This window comes from Dactylosporangium sp. NPDC000521 (assembly GCF_042898305.1).
Taxonomy (GTDB): Bacteria; Actinomycetota; Actinomycetes; order Mycobacteriales; family Micromonosporaceae; genus Dactylosporangium.
This window is the reverse complement of the sequence record NZ_JBIAYW010000002.1, coordinates 599529-615265: the sequence shown is the minus strand read 5'-3', so window position 1 is coordinate 615265 and position 15737 is coordinate 599529. Positions and strand designations below refer to the sequence as shown.

The following is a 15737-nucleotide window of genomic DNA, read 5'->3' as shown; positions in this document are numbered from 1 at the left end:
AGCGCTGCAGGACGACATGCGCACGGCGGTCGACGACTTCGCCCGCCACCTCGCCGCTGAGCGCAACCGCTCCGAGCACACCGTCCGCGCGTACGTCGGCGACGTCGTCTCCCTGCTCGACCACGCCGCCCGGGCCGGCGCGACCGCCCCGGGCGACCTGACGCTGGCGGTGCTGCGCGGCTGGCTCGCCAACCGGCGGCAGGCCGGCGCCGCCCGCACCAGCCTGGCCAGGCACGCCGCCGCGGCGCGGACGTTCACCGCCTGGGCCCACCGCGAGGGCCTGCTCGCCACCGATCCCGGCCAGCGCCTCGCCAGCCCGAAGGCGCACCGCGACCTGCCGACGGTGCTGCGCGCCGACCAGGCCGAGACGCTCGTGACCGCGCCGGCCGGCAGGGGCGACGCCGTGGGGCTGCGCGACCGGCTGGTGCTGGAGCTGCTGTACGCCACGGGCATCCGGGTCAGCGAGCTGTGCGGCCTGGACGTCGGCGACGTCGACCGGATGCGCCGCGTCGTGCGGGTCATCGGCAAGGGTGACAAGGAGCGCGCCGTGCCCTACGGGCTGCCCGCCGAGCAGGCGCTGACCGAGTGGCTGCGCAGCGGCCGCCCGGCCCTCGCCGGCCCCGCGAGCGGCGCCGCGCTGATCCTCGGCGCGCGGGGCGGCCGTCTGCAGCCCGCGGCCGCCCGGCGCGTCGTCGACGGGCACGCCAGGGCGACCGGCCTGCCGCACACCTCCCCGCACGACCTGCGCCACTCCGCCGCGACCCACCTGCTCGAGGGCGGCGCCGACCTGCGCTCGGTGCAGGAGCTGCTTGGGCACGCATCGCTGGCCAGCACCCAGATCTACACCCACGTGTCGATCGAACGGCTCCGGTCCGCGTACGAGCAGGCCCACCCCCGCGCCTGACTCCGGCAACGCGACCCGAAAGGGCGTCACAGGACCTTAAGATCGTGGATATGTCCGCTCCGGAGCCGATTCCCGGCGCGCGCCTGCTGTTCTCCAACGACGCGGCGGTCGCGCAGCTCAACCACGGCTCCTTCGGCATGGTGCCGATCGCGGTGCAGCGGGCCCAGCAGCGGCTGCGCGACGAGGTGGAGGCCAACCCGCCACGGTTCTTCAGCGTCGGCCTGGAGGAGCGCGTCGCGCACGTGCGCCGGCACCTCGCCGCGTTCGTCGGCGCCGACCCCGATCTGACGGCCCTGGTCGAGAACGCCACGACCGGCACGTCCACGGTCCTCGCCGCGCTCGGCGGCGGCGGCGACGGGAGTCTCGGCAGCGGCGACGAGATCGTCACCACCGACCACGGCTACGGCGCGGTCGACCTGGCCGTGGACGCCTTCTGCCGCCGGACCGGCACGAGCCGGAGGGTGGCCCGCCTGCCGCTCGCCCCCGACGACGACGCCGCGGTCGAGGCGGTCCTCGACGCGGTCACCGGCAGGACGCGGCTGGTGATCATCGACCACATCACCGCGCCGACCGCGCGGATCCTGCCGGTCCGCAGGATCGTCGAGGCGGTCCGCGGCCGCGCCGGCGACCGGGCCGCGATTCTGGTCGACGCGGCCCACGCACCCGGCATCCTGCCCGACCCGGTCGCCGGCATCGGGGCCGACTTCTGGGTCGGCAACCTGCACAAGTGGGCCTACGCACCCCGCGGCACCGCACTGCTGTCGGTGGCGCCGCGCTGGCGGGAGCGGCTGCAGTCGCTGGTCGTGTCGTGGAACCAGGACGCCGGCTTTCCCGACAGCCTGGAGTGGCTGGGCGCGCGCGACTACACGCCGTGGCTCGCCGCGCCGACGGGCCTCTTCGTGCTGCGCTCCCTCGGTCTCGACGCGGTGCGCCGGCACAACACCGCGCTCGCCGAGCACGGCCAGGCCCTGCTCGCCGAGGCCCTCGGCGTGGCCGTGCCGCCGAGGACCGGGCTGCCGATGACCGTCGTGCCGCTGCCGCAGGGCGCGGCGACGGAGCCGGCGGCGGCGACCGCCCTGCGCCGCAGGATCTCCGACGAGCTCGCCACCGAGGTCGGGCTCGCCGCCTGGCGCGGCCGCGGCTACCTGCGGCTGTCGGCGCAGGTCTACAACCGCGAGGACGACTTCCAGCGCCTCGTGGAGGGCCTGCCCAAGCTCCTGCCGCGCTAGCGCGGCAGGAGCCGGACGCGGCCGCGGCGCAGCAGCGTCAGCGGGTCGAGATACACCTCCCCTGAGCGCAGCCCCCAGTGCAGGCAGGCGGCCACCTGGCAGCCGGCGTGGCCGGGCCGCAGCGTGCCGAGCTGGGTGCCGGCGGAGACGACGGTGCCGGCCTTCACGGATGGGTCCACGGGCTCGTACGTCGTGCGGAGCCCACCCGGGTGCGACACGCTCACCACGGGCCGCCCGGCGACCATCCCGGCGAACGCGACCACCCCGGGACCCGCGCTGCGCACCACGCCATCCGGGGAGCCGCGCAGATCCACGCCGCGATGTCCGGCACTGTACGGCCCGGGTGGCGGCTCGAACCGGCGGACCACCGCCACCGGCGGCCCCAGCGGCCAGCGAAACACCCCTGGGGCTCCGTCGGGCACCGCCGGTGCGGCACGAGCGGAAGCGCCAGGGGCGACAGCGGGGACAGCGAACGACAGCGCTACCAGTACGAGCGCCAAGAACCGGATCGGCATGTGCCGAAGCTATGCCGAGCCCGCCCGCCCCCGCGCCCGCCGACCCACCAACCTGTGGACAACAGCGGCCTTGTGGACAAGCGGGCGGGGAGGGTCAGCCTCCGAAGCCGTTGTCGGGCAGCGAGATGTCGGGCTTCTCCAGCTCCTCGACGTTGACGTCCTTGAAGGTCATCACCCGGACGTTCTTCACGAACCGGGCGGGACGGTACATGTCCCAGACCCAGGCGTCGTGCATCTCGACCTCGAAGTAGACCTCGCCGTCGGAGTTGCGCACGTGCAGATCGACCTGGTTGGCCAGGTAGAACCGGCGCTCGGTCTCCACCACGTAGGAGAACTGGCGGACGATGTCGCGGTACTCCCGGTAGAGCTGGAGCTCCATCTCGGTTTCGTACTTCTCGAGATCTTCGGCGCTCATCGCGGTCCGCCTTCCATAGCCACATTGTCGCCCACTTGCGCCGGCACCCTCGCGGCCTCGCCGGGCGCCACGCCGACGTTACCGCGCCTTTGCCTCCGCTGCCCCACCGCCGCCACGTTCGCGTAGGAGAAACGATGCTCGGCGCACGGCCCGTGCGCCACGAGCGCGGCCTGGTGCACCGGCGTGCAATACCCTTTGTGCTCGTCGAACCCGTATTCGGGGTGCGTGGCGTGCAGTCCCTTCATGATCCGGTCCCGGGTGACCTTCGCCACCACGCTCGCCGCCGCGACGCACGCGGCGACCTGGTCGCCCTTCCAGACGGCGAGGCCAGGCGTGCCGAGCCCGTCGACCCGGAAGCCGTCGGTGAGGGCGTAGTCGGGGCGCTCGGCCAGACCCGCCAGGGCGCGGCGCATGCCGGCGAGGTTGCACACGTGCAGCCCCCTGCGGTCGATCTCACCCGGCGGGATGATCACCACCGACCAGGCGAGGGCCCGGGCGACGACCTCGTCATAGATCCGCTCCCGCGCGGCGGCGGTGAGCAGCTTCGAGTCGTTGAGCTCGTCGATCTCGCCGCGGCGGCCCTGCGGGAGGATGACCGCGGCCACCACGAGCGGCCCGGCGCAGGCGCCCCGGCCGGCCTCGTCGGCGCCGGCGACCCGCTCGAAGCCGCGCCGCTGCAGCGCCCGCTCCAGGGCCCACAGCCCGGCGGCACGATGCACGACGGTGCGGGGAGGCGCCAGCATCACGCCACCTCCCGCAGCAGGGCGAGCAGGTCCGGCGGGTAGAAGTGCTCGTCCGAGCTGGCGAGCGCGTCGGGCGACCACCAGCGGGCCTCGTCGATGCAACCCTGCTCCACCTCGTTGAGCCGGGACAGGTCGACCGCCGTCTCGATGGTCCTCGCCACGAAGAACGACTGCTCCTGCGAGAACCACGCGCCGTCGAACGGGAATGACACCATGTCGATGCGCACCGGGCCGACCAGGTCGGCCGGGGAGAACCGCAGCCCGGTCTCCTCGAACGCCTCCCGCACGGCGGCGTCGAGCGGGGTCTCCCCCGGCTCCAGCCCGCCGCCCACGGTGAACCAGTATGTGTGTGACGGGCGCGCGGGGTCCCACCCGTGCAGCATGAGCACGCGTCCGTCCGGGTCGAGCAGGATCACCCGCGCGGCCCGGCGGTCGATGTGTGCCCCGTCGTGCGTCATACGACGAGACTACGACGTCTCACCTCGAAGTCGGCGCAGGCACCTTGTCGAAGGTCTCCGGCACACTGAGCCATTTCGCTCTGGAGAAGGGCCAGAACACCACGAACGCCCTGCCCACGACGTTGTCCTCAGGGATCGTCGCCTGAACGGGGTCCTTGTACCGGACGAAGTTGTACCGCGAGTCGCCCGATCTCGACCGATGGTCGCCCATCACCCACAGCCGCCCGGCCGGCACCGTGACGTCGAACTGCTCCTCGCTGGGGAGATCCTGCAGCCCGTTTTCGTCGGCGTAGATGTAGGTCTCGTCGAGGGGCTTGCCGTTGACGGTGATGCGCTGCTTGTCGTCGCAGCACACGATGTGGTCGCCGCCGGTCGCGATGACCCGCTTGATGAAGTCCTCCTCGGACGGGTCGTTGCGCCACGACGCGGGTGCCTCGAAGACGATGACCTCACCCCGGTGCGGAGAGCGGAAGTCGTAGACGAGCTTGTTGACGAGCACGCGGTCGCGGATGAGGAGGGTGTTCTCCATCGACTCGGACGGGATGTAGAACGTCTGCAGGACGAACGCCCGCACCACCACGGCGACGATGATCGCCACGCCCAGCAGCACTGGCAACTCGCGCCAAAACGTGTTGGGGCGCTTGGTCTGCTCGTCAATCACGCCCTGAAGGGTACGTGCTCGTCACCATCGGCGACGTCTCAACCGCTCCTGACGCGCCGAACGGGTCGAAACCGTGAGAGAAACCGCGAGTGGTGCAAGCACCATATCGGGCACCAAAGGTAACTCTGGCGTTTTGGTGACTCGCGGCCCCACCGGGGCGGATGCGCTCTTCGGCACGTTCTTGAATGTGTCCGGTACGGGCAGCCAGGCCCATCGCCCGCTCGGCCACAGGATGACGAAGGCCCGGCCGATGACGTTCTCGATCGGCACCTGCCCCTGGCAGCGGGAGTCCTGCGAGACGCCGCGATGGTCGCCCATCACGAACATCTGCCCCGGCTCGACCTTGATCGGGCCGAAGCGACGCGCCGTGCACTGCTTCGGGTTGGGAGTGGCGTCCAGGGGCGAGTCCTCGTAGACATACGCCGACTCGTCCAGTGGAAAGCCGTTGACGAAGACGCGGCCCTGCACGTCGCAGCAGGAGACGGTGTCGCCGGGCAGACCGATGACCCGCTTGATGAAGTCCTTCTCGCCGGGTTGGCTGAAGCCGACCAGGTCGCCGACCGTGCGGCCGAGCTCGGCGAAGAAGCCGGCGTCCTTGTCGACCTGGTTCTCCGGCGCCCAGTTGGCGGGGCCCTCGAACACGACGACCTCGCCCCGCTGAGGCTCGCGGACGTCGTAGAGCACCTTGTTGACCAGCACCCGGTCGCCGACGAGGAGGGTGTTCTCCATCGAGCCGGACGGGATGAAGAACGCCTGCACGAGGAACGTGCGGATGAGCACCGCCAGGCAGAACGCGACGATCAGCAGCAGCGGCAGCTCCTGCCACAGCGGCATGTTCTTGCGCTTCTTGCGGACCTTGCCGCGCCACGAGGTGGCGGAGCTGTCGTCGTCGTAGGCGCCGCGGCGGCCGGCGGAAGCGCCCCGGCCCCGGTACGAGCCCTGCTCCCCGGAGCGGCGGTCGTCGTAGCCGTCGCGATCCCCATAGCCCTGAGCGTCGTAACCGCGGTCGTCGTAACCACGGTCGTCGTAGCCCCTGTTGCCATAGCCGCGGTCGTCATAACCGCGCTCGTCGTAGCCGCGGCGGTTGTGGCCACGCGTGTCAGAACCCCGCGCGTCGTAGCCGCGGTCGTCGTACCCCCGCTGGTCGTACCCCCGCTGGTCGTAGCCGCGGTCGTCGTAGCCCCGGTCGTCGAACGACCGCTCGCGCCCGGCCGGCGGCTCGTCGCGGTCCCATCGCCCCCGGCCGGGCTCGCGCCCGCGGTCGCCGTGCGGGTCGTCCCAGGAACGGGCGGGCCGGTTCCAGTCACCGCTGCGCTGATCGTCCCGGTCCGGGTCGCTTCCACGGTGACGCCCCCAGGCGTCGAACGCCGGCTCGGGCCGCGTCGCCGGCGCCTGGCCCCAGTAGTCGTGGTCCGGATACGTGTTGCCGCCGAAACCAGGACGCCCACGCTCCCCGCTCTCCTGATCGAGGGGGCGGCGGCGTGGGTGTATGTCATCGCCGCGATCGTCGTAACCATCGCGGCCGTAGTCGCTTGCCATCGGCGTCAGCCTAGAGGCACAAGACCAAAATGGGGAGCCCGGCGCCGGTTGACCGGAACGCGAGCTTTCAGGTGAACGACGACGAGGAGGGCCCGTGGACGGGTCCTCCTCGTCGTCTGAAGTCGATCAGGGTGCGGCTCAGCCGACCTTGGTCTCGCGCTTCTCCTTGATCTTGGCCTTCTTGCCGCGGAGGTCGCGCAGGTAGTAGAGCTTGGCCCGGCGCACGTCACCGCGGGTGACGACCTCGATGCGGTCGACGGCGGGGCTGTTGATCGGGTAGGTGCGCTCGACGCCGACGCCGAAGCTCACCTTCCGGACCGAGAAGGTCTCGCGCAGGCCGTCGCCCTGGCGACGGATCACGACGCCCTGGAAGACCTGGACCCGGGACCGGTTGCCCTCGACGACCCGCGCGTGCACCTTGATGGTGTCGCCGGCACGGAAGCTCGGGATATCGGTCCGCTGCGACATTGCGTCGAGCGCGTCCAGCGTGTTCATCGCGGCAGTTCCTCGTCACTCAAGGCACGCCCGAATCCATGGCGCGCGAACGTAAAGATGATCAGGAGGTGCGCAGGCGTCGGCCCGCAGCAACCCCACTACTTTGCCACATCGACACCCGGAACCTGAAATCCGGTCCCCTCGAGCAGGTCGGGGCGCCGCAGCGCGGTGCGCCGCAGGCCTTCCTCGCGCCGCCAGCGGGCGATCTTGCCGTGGTCGCCGGAGCGCAGCACCTCGGGCACGTCCAGCCCGCGCCAGGTCGGCGGCTTCGTGTACATGGGCGCTTCCAGTACACCGGCCGCATGCGACTCCTCCACGAGGGAGTCCGCGTTGCCCAGCACGCCGGGCAGCAGCCGGGTGACCGCCTCCATGATGACCAGCACGGCGACCTCGCCGCCGAACAGGACATAGTCGCCGAGCGAGACCTCGCTCACCCGCATCCGGGTCGCCGCGTGGTCGATCACCCGCTGGTCGATGCCCTCATACCGCCCGCAGGCGAACATGAGGTGTGGATCGCCCGCAAGTGAGCGGGCCATGGCCTGCGTGAACGGCGTACCGGCAGGCGAAGGGATGATCAGGTGGGTTTCAGCGGACGCCAGAGCATCGAAAGCAAGACCCCACGGCTCCGGCCGCATCACCATGCCGGGACCGCCGCCATACGGCGTGTCGTCCACGGTGCGGTGCACGTCGTGCGTCCAGGTCCGCAGGTCGTGCACGGCGAGCTCGAGCGTCCCGGTGCGGCGGGCCTTGCCGATGAGCGACAGGTCGAGCGGCGCGAGGTACTCCGGGAAGATCGTGACGACGTCGACCCTCATAGGTCGAAGAGGCCTTCCGGCGGGGTGATGACGATCCGCCCACCCGGCACGTCGACCTCGGGGACGATCTCGCGGACGAACGGCACGAGGCCGGTGCGCCCGTCGAGCAGCCGCACGACGAGCAGGTCGTGCGCCGGGGCGTGGTCGATGCGCAGCAGCTCGCCGACCTTCTCCCCCGCCGCGTCGACGATCGAGAGACCGACGAGGTCGTGGTCGTTGAACTCGTCGGGGTCCGTCGGGGCGGGGATGTCGGCGCTGTCGACGCAGAGCAGCACGCCGCGCATGTCCTCGGCGAGGTTGCGGTCGTAGATGCCCTCGAACACCACGAGCAGCCGGCCCTGGTGAGGGCGGACCGACTCGACGGTGACGGTCGGCGGCGGGCGCCAGGCACCGGCCGGGACCTTCTGCAGATGCCGGACCGCCGTCGAGTCGGTCACCAGGACCGACCCGACGGCGAAACGATCTGCCGGATCATCCGTGCGGATGTCCACGACGACCTCGCCGCGGATGCCGTGCGCACGGAAGATCTGACCGACGACGAGGAGCATGGATCAGTACGCGTCGACGATCTCGACGCGGACGCCACGGCCACCGATCGACGTGATCACCTGGCGCAGCGCCTTCGCGGTGCGGCCACCGCGACCGATCACCGTGCCGAGGTCCTCCGGGTTGACCCGGACCTCGAGGCGCTGACCGCGACGGGAGTCGACCATGCGGACGCGGACATCGTCAGGGTTGTCGACGATGCCCTTGACCAGGTGCTCCAGCGCGGGGCGCAACACGTCAGGCCTCCGCGCCGGCGCCGGCACCGGTCTGCTCCTCAGCCTGCGCGGCCGGGGCCTCGGCCGGAGCCTCGGCCTCGGTCTTCTTCTTGGGCTCGGCGGCCTTCTTCGCCTTCGGCGCCTCGGCGAGACCGGCGGCGGCCTGCGCCTCGGCCTCGTAGGTGGCGCGACGGTCGGCGGCCACGGCCTTGACCTTCAGCGGCTCGGCCGGCGCGGGCAGACCCTTGAACTGCTGCCAGTCACCGGTCTTGGAGAGGATCGCCTGCACGGCCTCGCTCGGCTGCGCGCCGACCGACAGCCAGTGCTGGACACGCTCGGAGTTGACCTCGATGCGCGAGGGCTCCTCCTTCGGGTGGTAGAGCCCGACGAACTCGATCGCCCGACCGTCACGCTTGGTGCGCGAGTCGGCGACGACGATGCGGTACTGCGGGTTGCGGATCTTGCCCATCCGCAGGAGCCGGATCTTGACGGCCACTTGGTTGCTCGCTCCTGGATCTGTGTGGAAGCCGAGCGAACGTCCGGACACCGTGGGGATTGGCGCCTTCGGCTGCTCTGATGGAAAGGACCCGACGCCGGGTTAGAGGGCTCGACGCGAAACCTGATACCAGCCGTCCATTGTGCCAGACCCGCTACCCACCGCAAAAAACGGGTGGCCGGTCCCAGCCCGGTGCCAGCGCGGGAAGCGTCCAGGACGGGGGTGGGGTGAAGTCGGTCCAGGTGCCGTCGAACGGGAAGTCCCCGGCCTCGATCTCCTTCACGACCCGCTCGCCCTCGGCCCGCACGAAGGCCTCGTCCGGCACCCAGTAGTGCTCCGGCAGGGCGAGGCGCTCCAGGAACTCCTCCTCGTCCTTCCAGTGCCACGACCGGTCCGGGGCGGCCACGATGTCGAGGTCCCAGTCGGTGACGTCGACGCCGGACGCGCCACCCTCGTCGCTCCAGCGGACCGCCGGGCGCTCCAGGTTGACGTACCAGTTGGCGAACCGCCCGTCGTCGTCGTGGAACCACCAGACCGAGTGCGCCGGGTCGCCGGGCCGGTGCAGCTTGAGCACGCCGGGTCCGTTCCAGGTGCCGTGCTTCAGCGCCGTGCCCCGGGTCACGAACTCACTGAAGGGCATCGTGCGCATGCCGAACCCGTCGCCGGAGACCTCGTTGACCACCGGCGTGCCGCGGGCGATCCACAGCAGGAGCCCGCGATCGTCGTCGGAGACGACCCGGGCCGGGCGGATCCAGCCGAACCGGCCCCGCCGCACGTTGCGGTGCATGATGACCTGCCCGGGCGTGAACCTCACGCTCAACGACGCTCCCTCGGTCGGTCCCAGCCGTCGGTGACGGGCGGGGGGATGCTCCAGCCGGCCGGCGGCCGGAAGTCGGTCCAGGTGCCGTCGAAGGGCCACGCGCCGGCCTCGATCGCCGGCACGACCCGCCGCCCCTGCTCCCAGACGGCCTCGGCATCGCCCACCCAGTAGTGCTCGGGGAAGGCGAGGCGCTCGTTGAGCTCGTCCTCGTCCTTCCAGCCCCAGCGCCGGTCGGGCCAGACCCAGATGTCCAGGTCCTGGTCGGTCAGGTCGACGCCGGCCACGGCACCGTCGTCCCAGGTGACAGACGGCTCCTCCAGGTTGACGTACCACGCCCGGAAGCGACCGGCGGGGTCGAACAGCCACCACACCGAGTACGCGGCACCGCGCGGGTTGAACTTGAGGGTGCTCGGCCCCCGGTACACATCCTGGATGATCTTCTTCGGCTCGAGCACCCACTCGGCGAACGGCATGTCCCGGGGCCCCCGGCCGTCGGTGGTGACCTCGCGAATGAGCGGGCTGCCGGTCGCCATCCAGAGGCGCAGCCCGAGCTCGTCGTCGGCGACGACCCTGACCAGCGGCGCCCAGACGAGCGTGTCGCGGGCGAAATGCCGGTGCAGCACGGCCCGTCCGGGGCTCAGCGTCACCTGACGACCCGTCCCTTGAGGACGATGCGCCGGGGCCGGAGCAGCTCCGTGAGGTCCGCGCGGGGGTCGCCGTCGTAGACCACCAGGTCGGCGAGGCCGCCCTCGACCAGCCCGGGGAAGCCGAGCCACTCCCTGGCCCCCCAGGAGCCGGCCCGCAGCACGTCCAGCGCCGGCATCCCGGCCTCCCGGTGCAGCAGCAGCATCTCCTGGGCGGCGAGCCCGTGCGCGATGCCGCCGCCGGCGTCACTCCCGACGTAGATCGGCACTCCCGCCTCGTGCGCGGCCCGCACCACCGATGGGAACCGGTCCCGCAGCAGCAGCATGTGCTGGGCGTACGCCGGGAACTTGGCCGAAGCGGTCGCGGCGATCCCGCCGAAGGTCGCGATGTTGATCATCGTCGGGACCAGGGCGGTGCGCCTGCGGGCCATCTCGTCGATGTCGTCGAGCGACAGGCCGGTGCCGTGCTCGACGGAGTCGACGCCCGCGCGGACCAGCGCCGCGACCGACTCCTCGGCGAACGTGTGCACCGCGATGCGGGCCCCGGCGGCGTGCGCGGCGGCGACCGCGCCGGCCATCGCGTCCAGGTCCCAGGCGGGTGCGAGGTCGCCGACGCCCCGGTCGATCCAGTCGCCGACGAGCTTCACCCAGCCGTTGCCGCGCCCGGCCTGCCGGGTGACCTCCTCGGCGAGCGACGCGGCGCCGACCTCGACACCGATGTCGCGCAGGTAGCGCTTCGGCGGCGCGACGTGCCGGCCCGCCCTGGCCAGCCGCGGCACCTCCGGGTCGTCGTCGAGGCTGCTGTACGCGATGGGCGAGCCGGCGTCACGGATCGCGAGGACGCCCGCGTCCCGGTCGATCACGGCCAGGTCCCTCGCGGCGTCGACGCCCGCGGACGGGTGCCCGCCCGGCGCGATGCCCAGGTGGCAGTGCGCGTCGACGAGCCCGGGCAGGACGAAGCCACCGTCGGCGACGGTCACGGCGCCCGGCACGGGCGTCAGCGTGACCCGGTCGCCGACCAGCCAGATGTCGGTCTGCGTGTCGTCCGGAAGGAGAACGCCCCGGACGTGCAGCGCCTCAGGACTGGCCGTCACGCTTCTGCAGCTTCGAGAAGTCGAGCTTCGGCAGCTTGAAGCCGGCCGGCAGGCCGGCCGCGTTCGGGTCCATGGCCGCCGGGTCGAAGCCGGGCGGCAGCTGCGGCATGCCGCCGAGCCGGGGCTGGCGGGCGCCGCCGCCCTTGCCGCCCTTGCGCTTGTTCTTCGGCGACTTGGTGGCCTTGCGGCGCATGCCGGGCATGCCCATCATGCCGCTCATCTGCTTCATCATCTTCTGCGCGTCGGCGAAGCGGTTGAGCAGCTGGTTGACGTCGGTGACGGTGACGCCGGAGCCGTTGGCGATGCGCACCCGGCGCGACGCGTTGAGGATCTTGGGGTTGGTGCGCTCGCCGGGGGTCATCGAGCGGATGATCGCCGTGACCTTGTCGAAGTGCTTGTCGTCGATCTCGGCGATCTGGTCCTTCATCTGCCCCATGCCGGGCATCATGGCCAGCACGTTGGCGATCGGGCCCATCCGCCGCACGGCCTGCAGCTGCTCGAGGAAGTCCTCCAGGGTGAACGTCTCGCCGCCCATGAGCTTGGCGGCCATCCGCTCCTTCTGGTCGTCCTCGAAGGCGGCCTCGGCCTGCTCGATGAGCGTGAGCACGTCGCCCATGCCGAGGATGCGCGAGGCCATCCGGTCGGGGTGGAAGACGTCGAAGTCCTCGAGCTTCTCACCGGTCGACGCGAACATGATCGGCTGGCCGGTGACGTGCCGGACGGAGAGCGCGGCACCACCGCGGGCGTCGCCGTCGAGCTTGGACAGCACGACGCCGGTGATGCCGACGCCGTCGCGGAAGGCCTGGGCGGTGGTGACGGCGTCCTGACCGATCATCGCGTCGATGACGAAGATGACCTCGTCGGGGTCGACGGCGTCGCGGATGTCGGCGGCCTGCTGCATCATCTCGGCGTCGATGCCGAGCCGGCCGGCGGTGTCGACGATGACGATGTCGCGCATCTGGCGGCGGGCGTGCTCGATCGACTCGCGGGCGACGCTGACCGGATCGCCGACGCCGTTGCCCGGCTGCGGCGCGTAGACCTCGACGCCGGCCCGGCCGCCGAGGACCTGCAGCTGGTTGACGGCATTGGGGCGCTGGAGGTCACAGGCGACGAGCAGCGGCTGGTGGCCCTGTGCCTTGAGCCAGCGGGCGAGCTTGCCCGCCAGGGTGGTCTTGCCGGAGCCCTGGAGGCCGGCGAGCATGATCACGGTCGGCGCGGTCTTGGCGAACTGCAGCCGGCGCGCCTCGCCGCCGAGCGTCGCGACCAGCTCCTCGTGGACGATCTTGATGACCTGCTGGGCCGGGTTGAGGGCCTTGGACACCTCGGCGCCGCGGGCGCGCTCCTTGAGCCGGGCGATGAAGTCCTTCACCACCGGCAGGGCGACGTCGGCCTCGAGCAGCGCGAGGCGGATCTCCCGCGCGGTGGCGTCGACATCCGCCTCGGTGAGGCGGCCCTTGCCCTTCAGCTTCGTGAAGATGCCGGAGAGCCGATCACTCAGGGTGTCAAACACGACGAATCCGTCCTCAAGATAGGCGCTGCAGCAAAGGGTAACCGACGCTACCGGGGCGTCGCCGCCTGCAGCACCGCGTCCGCCACCCGGGCGCGGTCGTCCGCGGACAGCTCCCCGGCCAGGTAGAAGGCGTCGACGACCTCGCCGCCGAGGGTCGAGATGCGGGTCGAGCGCACGTCGGCGCCGACGTCCTCCAGGGCGTGCGCGACCCGGAAGAGCAGCCCTGGGGTGTCGGAGGCGCGCAGCTCCAGGACGGTGGCGCCGGTGGCGGCGCTGGCCGGCTGCCACACCACGCGCGGCGGGACCGTGTTGCGCTGCCTGGCGGAGCGCTCCCGGGCCGCGAGCCGCTCGGCGACGGGCAGCTCCCCGAGCACGGCGCGGCGCAGGTCGCTGACGACCGCCTCCCGGTCGATCTGCCCGCCGTACCGCGGCTGGACGGCGCAGACCATCCTGGCCAGGTCGCCGGTGCTGATCGTGTCGGCGGCGACCACGTCGAGGCGGTGCAGCGACAGGCAGCCGGCCACCGCGGCGAGCAGCCCGCGCCGGTCCTGCGCGGTCACCGAGACGGCGTCGGTGCCGACGTGCACGGCGGGCAGCTTCTCGGCGACGGGCAGCGCGGCGGCCGGTGACGGCGGCGGCGCGACCACCCCGGTGTCCAGTGCCCGCTCGACGTGCCGGACCAGGTCGGCGATGAGCCGGCCCTTCCAGTCCGACCAGGCGCCGGGCCCGGTCGCGGCGGCGTCGGCACGGGCGAGCGCGTGCAGCACGGCCAGGGTCGAGGCGTCACCGACCGCTCCGGCGACCCCGGCGATGGTCTGCGGGTCGCTGAGGTCGCGGCGGGTCGCCGTGTCGGGCAGCAGCAGGTGCAGCCGGACGACCTTCTCGACCAGGTCGACGTCGGCGGACGGCAGGCCGAGGCGGGCGGCGATGTCGGCGGCGATCGGCGCGCCGACGGTGCTGTGGTCGCCGGGCAGGCCCTTGCCGACGTCGTGCAGCAGGCCGCAGAGCACCAGCAGGTCGGGGCGGTCGACGTCACGGGACAGCCGGGCGGCGTGCCGGGCGGTCTCGACCAGGTGCCGGTCGACGGTGAACAGGTGCACCGGGCTGTGCTGGGGCAGGCTGCGGACCCGGGCCCACTCGGGCAGCCAGTTCACGACCAGCCCGTACCGGTCGCACGCCTCCCAGATCGAAATCATCGACGGGCCGCTGCCCAGGAGCGTGAGGAGGGCGTCGCGCGCCGGCGCCGGCCACGGCTGCGGCATCGGCGCGGCGAACTGGCCGAGCCACTCCAGCGTCGCGTGCGCGATCGGCAACTCGGCGCGGGCCGCCGCGGCGGCGACACGCAGCGGCAGCGACGGGTCGGGCCGCGGCGTCACGGCGGCCCGCGCGAGGACGACCTCGCCGTGCTGCTCGACGACGTCACGGGCGAGGGGCCGGCGACCGGTGTGGCCGCGGGTGGCCGGTGACGACCAGCGCTCGACCGCGCGCCAGGCATCGTCGCTGGCGTACGCGATGGTGCGGGCCGCCTCCGCGATGCGCCGCAGCACCTCGTCCCGGTCGCCGAGGTCGAGCAGCTCGGCGACCTCGTCGCGGTCCTGGGCGAGCAGCCGGTCCACGCGGCGGCCCCGCACGGCGTGCAGCGCGTCCCGGACGTCGAGGAGGGTGCGGTGCGCCCCGCGGACCGCCGGCCGGGGACCGTCGGCGACGCCGGCGAAGCCGATGCCGCGCAGCACGCTCACGTCGCGCAGGCCGCCCCGGGACTCCTTGACGTCACCTTCGAGCAGGAAGGCCAGCTCGCCATGGGCGTCCCAGCGGGCCTGGGTGAGCGCGCGCAGCGAGGGCAGCAGGTGCGGGGCCTCGCGCCGCCACTGCGCGACGGCGTCGGCGTGCAGGCGGTCCAGCAGGCGGCCGTCGCCGGCGACGAGCCGGGCGTCCAGCAGGCCGAGCGCCACCTTCAGGTCCTCCCGGGCCAGCTGCAGGGCCTGCTCGGGGGTGCGGGTGGAGTGGTCGAGCGCGAACTTGGCGTCCCAGATCTGGTACCACATCCGGGTGCCGAGTTCGTCGGCATCGGTGCCGCTGTGCAGCAGCACCAGGTCGAGGTCGCTGCGCGGGGCGCACTCGCCGCGGCCCAGCCCGCCGACGGCGACGAGCGCGACGCCGGCCCCGGGACCACCCGCCGCCGCGTAGACGGACGCCAGCCAGGAGTCGAGGGCCGCGCAGCGCTCGGCCCGCGCGGCGGCGCCCGCCCCGGTCGAAAGAACCGGGGCGGGCGCCGGAAGTTGCGTCACGTGTGCCGGCTACAGCGCGTCGAGGCCGCGCTCGCCGGTGCGGACCCGGATGACCTCGTCGACCGAGGTGACCCAGACCTTGCCGTCACCGATCTTGCCGGTGCGGGCGGCGGTGACGATGGCGTCCACGACCTTCTCGAAGTCCAGCTCGTCGGTGACGATCTCGACGCGGATCTTCGGGACGAACTCCACCGTGTACTCCGCACCGCGGTAGACCTCGGTGTGGCCCTTCTGACGCCCGTACCCCTGGACCTCGCTCACGGTCAGGCCGGCCACGCCAAGCGCGTGCAGGGCCTCTTTCACCGCGTCGAGCTGGTACGGCTTGATGACCGCGGTCACCAGCTTCATGC

19 protein-coding genes are annotated in these 15737 nt (G+C 72.3%); 2 read left to right on the top strand and 17 right to left on the bottom strand.

Going from position 1 to position 15737, the window contains the following annotated elements:
- Nucleotides 1–16 precede the first annotated feature (16 nt).
- Complete coding sequence (locus tag ACFY3L_RS08530) at nucleotides 17–904, top strand: tyrosine recombinase XerC (RefSeq protein ID WP_389320205.1); 888 nt, start codon at nucleotides 17–19, stop codon at nucleotides 902–904.
- A gap of 50 nt (nucleotides 905–954) precedes the next feature.
- The gene (locus ACFY3L_RS08525; RefSeq protein ID WP_389320202.1) at nucleotides 955–2133 is read left to right on the top strand and encodes an aminotransferase class V-fold PLP-dependent enzyme; all 1179 of its coding nucleotides are present in this window, start codon (nucleotides 955–957) and stop codon (nucleotides 2131–2133) included.
- Here the strand turns inward: ACFY3L_RS08525 and ACFY3L_RS08520 are convergent.
- The 17 genes from ACFY3L_RS08520 to ACFY3L_RS08440 all read right to left on the bottom strand — a co-directional run bounded on the left by ACFY3L_RS08520 (nucleotide 2130) and on the right by ACFY3L_RS08440 (nucleotide 15735).
- Nucleotides 2130–2534: a murein hydrolase activator EnvC family protein gene (locus tag ACFY3L_RS08520; protein WP_389320199.1), complete on the bottom strand. Its 405-nt coding sequence runs from the start codon at nucleotides 2532–2534 to the stop codon at nucleotides 2130–2132. The two genes, ACFY3L_RS08525 and ACFY3L_RS08520, sit on opposite strands and share 4 nt — an antisense overlap.
- A 208-nt stretch (nucleotides 2535–2742) precedes the next feature.
- Nucleotides 2743–3063, bottom strand: a complete 321-nt coding sequence (locus ACFY3L_RS08515; RefSeq protein WP_033357832.1) for a DUF2469 domain-containing protein — start codon at nucleotides 3061–3063, stop codon at nucleotides 2743–2745.
- Entirely contained in the window at nucleotides 3060–3806 is a 747-nt protein-coding gene (locus tag ACFY3L_RS08510; RefSeq protein ID WP_389320196.1) for a ribonuclease HII, read from the bottom strand. The genes ACFY3L_RS08515 and ACFY3L_RS08510 overlap by 4 nt, the downstream gene beginning before the upstream one ends.
- Nucleotides 3806–4264 (bottom strand): NUDIX hydrolase, encoded by a 459-nt coding sequence (locus tag ACFY3L_RS08505; RefSeq protein WP_389320193.1) that lies wholly within the window; start codon nucleotides 4262–4264, stop codon nucleotides 3806–3808. Before ACFY3L_RS08505 ends, ACFY3L_RS08510 begins: the two co-directional genes overlap by 1 nt.
- 19 nt (nucleotides 4265–4283) lie before the next feature.
- Nucleotides 4284–4925, bottom strand: a complete 642-nt coding sequence (lepB, locus tag ACFY3L_RS08500; protein WP_389320190.1) for a signal peptidase I — start codon at nucleotides 4923–4925, stop codon at nucleotides 4284–4286.
- Nucleotides 4926–4946: 21 nt separating this feature from the next.
- A complete protein-coding gene (gene lepB, locus ACFY3L_RS08495; RefSeq protein ID WP_389321132.1) occupies nucleotides 4947–5759 on the bottom strand; it encodes a signal peptidase I in 813 nt (270 codons plus the stop codon).
- 843 nt (nucleotides 5760–6602) lie between these two features.
- On the bottom strand, nucleotides 6603–6959 hold the full coding sequence (gene rplS, locus ACFY3L_RS08490) for a 50S ribosomal protein L19 (RefSeq protein ID WP_389320187.1): 357 nt from the start codon (nucleotides 6957–6959) through the stop codon (nucleotides 6603–6605).
- 98 nt (nucleotides 6960–7057) lie between these two features.
- Nucleotides 7058–7774: a tRNA (guanosine(37)-N1)-methyltransferase TrmD gene (gene trmD, locus ACFY3L_RS08485; protein ID WP_389320184.1), complete on the bottom strand. Its 717-nt coding sequence runs from the start codon at nucleotides 7772–7774 to the stop codon at nucleotides 7058–7060.
- Nucleotides 7771–8322 carry a ribosome maturation factor RimM gene (gene rimM / locus ACFY3L_RS08480; RefSeq protein ID WP_389320181.1) on the bottom strand — a complete coding sequence of 184 codons (552 nt, stop codon included), beginning with the start codon at nucleotides 8320–8322 and terminating at the stop codon, nucleotides 7771–7773. Before rimM ends, trmD begins: the two co-directional genes overlap by 4 nt.
- 3 nt (nucleotides 8323–8325) lie before the next feature.
- Nucleotides 8326–8583, bottom strand: a complete 258-nt coding sequence (locus ACFY3L_RS08475) for an RNA-binding protein (protein ID WP_033357826.1) — start codon at nucleotides 8581–8583, stop codon at nucleotides 8326–8328.
- Entirely contained in the window at nucleotides 8558–9031 is a 474-nt protein-coding gene (rpsP, locus tag ACFY3L_RS08470) for a 30S ribosomal protein S16 (protein WP_389320178.1), read from the bottom strand. The genes ACFY3L_RS08475 and rpsP overlap by 26 nt, the downstream gene beginning before the upstream one ends.
- Nucleotides 9032–9185: 154 nt before the next feature.
- Complete coding sequence (locus ACFY3L_RS08465; RefSeq protein WP_389321129.1) at nucleotides 9186–9845, bottom strand: DUF402 domain-containing protein; 660 nt, start codon at nucleotides 9843–9845, stop codon at nucleotides 9186–9188.
- Nucleotides 9846–9847: 2 nt separating this feature from the next.
- A complete protein-coding gene (locus ACFY3L_RS08460) occupies nucleotides 9848–10498 on the bottom strand; it encodes a DUF402 domain-containing protein (protein WP_389320175.1) in 651 nt (216 codons plus the stop codon).
- Nucleotides 10495–11589 carry an amidohydrolase family protein gene (locus ACFY3L_RS08455; protein WP_389320173.1) on the bottom strand — a complete coding sequence of 365 codons (1095 nt, stop codon included), beginning with the start codon at nucleotides 11587–11589 and terminating at the stop codon, nucleotides 10495–10497. Before ACFY3L_RS08455 ends, ACFY3L_RS08460 begins: the two co-directional genes overlap by 4 nt.
- Nucleotides 11573–13099 (bottom strand): signal recognition particle protein, encoded by a 1527-nt coding sequence (gene ffh, locus ACFY3L_RS08450; RefSeq protein WP_389320170.1) that lies wholly within the window; start codon nucleotides 13097–13099, stop codon nucleotides 11573–11575. Before ffh ends, ACFY3L_RS08455 begins: the two co-directional genes overlap by 17 nt.
- A 47-nt stretch (nucleotides 13100–13146) precedes the next feature.
- Nucleotides 13147–15387 (bottom strand): [protein-PII] uridylyltransferase, encoded by a 2241-nt coding sequence (locus ACFY3L_RS08445; RefSeq protein WP_389320167.1) that lies wholly within the window; start codon nucleotides 15385–15387, stop codon nucleotides 13147–13149.
- A 9-nt stretch (nucleotides 15388–15396) separates the two neighbouring features.
- Nucleotides 15397–15735 (bottom strand): P-II family nitrogen regulator, encoded by a 339-nt coding sequence (locus ACFY3L_RS08440; protein WP_033358035.1) that lies wholly within the window; start codon nucleotides 15733–15735, stop codon nucleotides 15397–15399.
- Nucleotides 15736–15737: the final 2 nt, after the last annotated feature.

What these genes read in the sequence shown, in the direction of transcription:
- ACFY3L_RS08530 (WP_389320205.1), top strand. Translation starts at nt 17, where the DNA reads ATGCGCACGGCGGTCGACGACTTCGCCCGCCACCTCGCCGCTGAGCGC.
- ACFY3L_RS08525 (WP_389320202.1), top strand. Translation starts at nt 955, where the DNA reads ATGTCCGCTCCGGAGCCGATTCCCGGCGCGCGCCTGCTGTTCTCCAAC.
- ACFY3L_RS08515 (WP_033357832.1), bottom strand. Translation starts at nt 3,063, where the DNA reads ATGAGCGCCGAAGATCTCGAGAAGTACGAAACCGAGATGGAGCTCCAG.
- ACFY3L_RS08510 (WP_389320196.1), bottom strand. Translation starts at nt 3,806, where the DNA reads ATGCTGGCGCCTCCCCGCACCGTCGTGCATCGTGCCGCCGGGCTGTGG.
- ACFY3L_RS08505 (WP_389320193.1), bottom strand. Translation starts at nt 4,264, where the DNA reads ATGACGCACGACGGGGCACACATCGACCGCCGGGCCGCGCGGGTGATC.
- lepB (WP_389321132.1), bottom strand. Translation starts at nt 5,759, where the DNA reads ATGCCGCTGTGGCAGGAGCTGCCGCTGCTGCTGATCGTCGCGTTCTGC.
- rplS (WP_389320187.1), bottom strand. Translation starts at nt 6,959, where the DNA reads ATGAACACGCTGGACGCGCTCGACGCAATGTCGCAGCGGACCGATATC.
- trmD (WP_389320184.1), bottom strand. Translation starts at nt 7,774, where the DNA reads ATGAGGGTCGACGTCGTCACGATCTTCCCGGAGTACCTCGCGCCGCTC.
- rimM (WP_389320181.1), bottom strand. Translation starts at nt 8,322, where the DNA reads ATGCTCCTCGTCGTCGGTCAGATCTTCCGTGCGCACGGCATCCGCGGC.
- ACFY3L_RS08440 (WP_033358035.1), bottom strand. Translation starts at nt 15,735, where the DNA reads ATGAAGCTGGTGACCGCGGTCATCAAGCCGTACCAGCTCGACGCGGTG.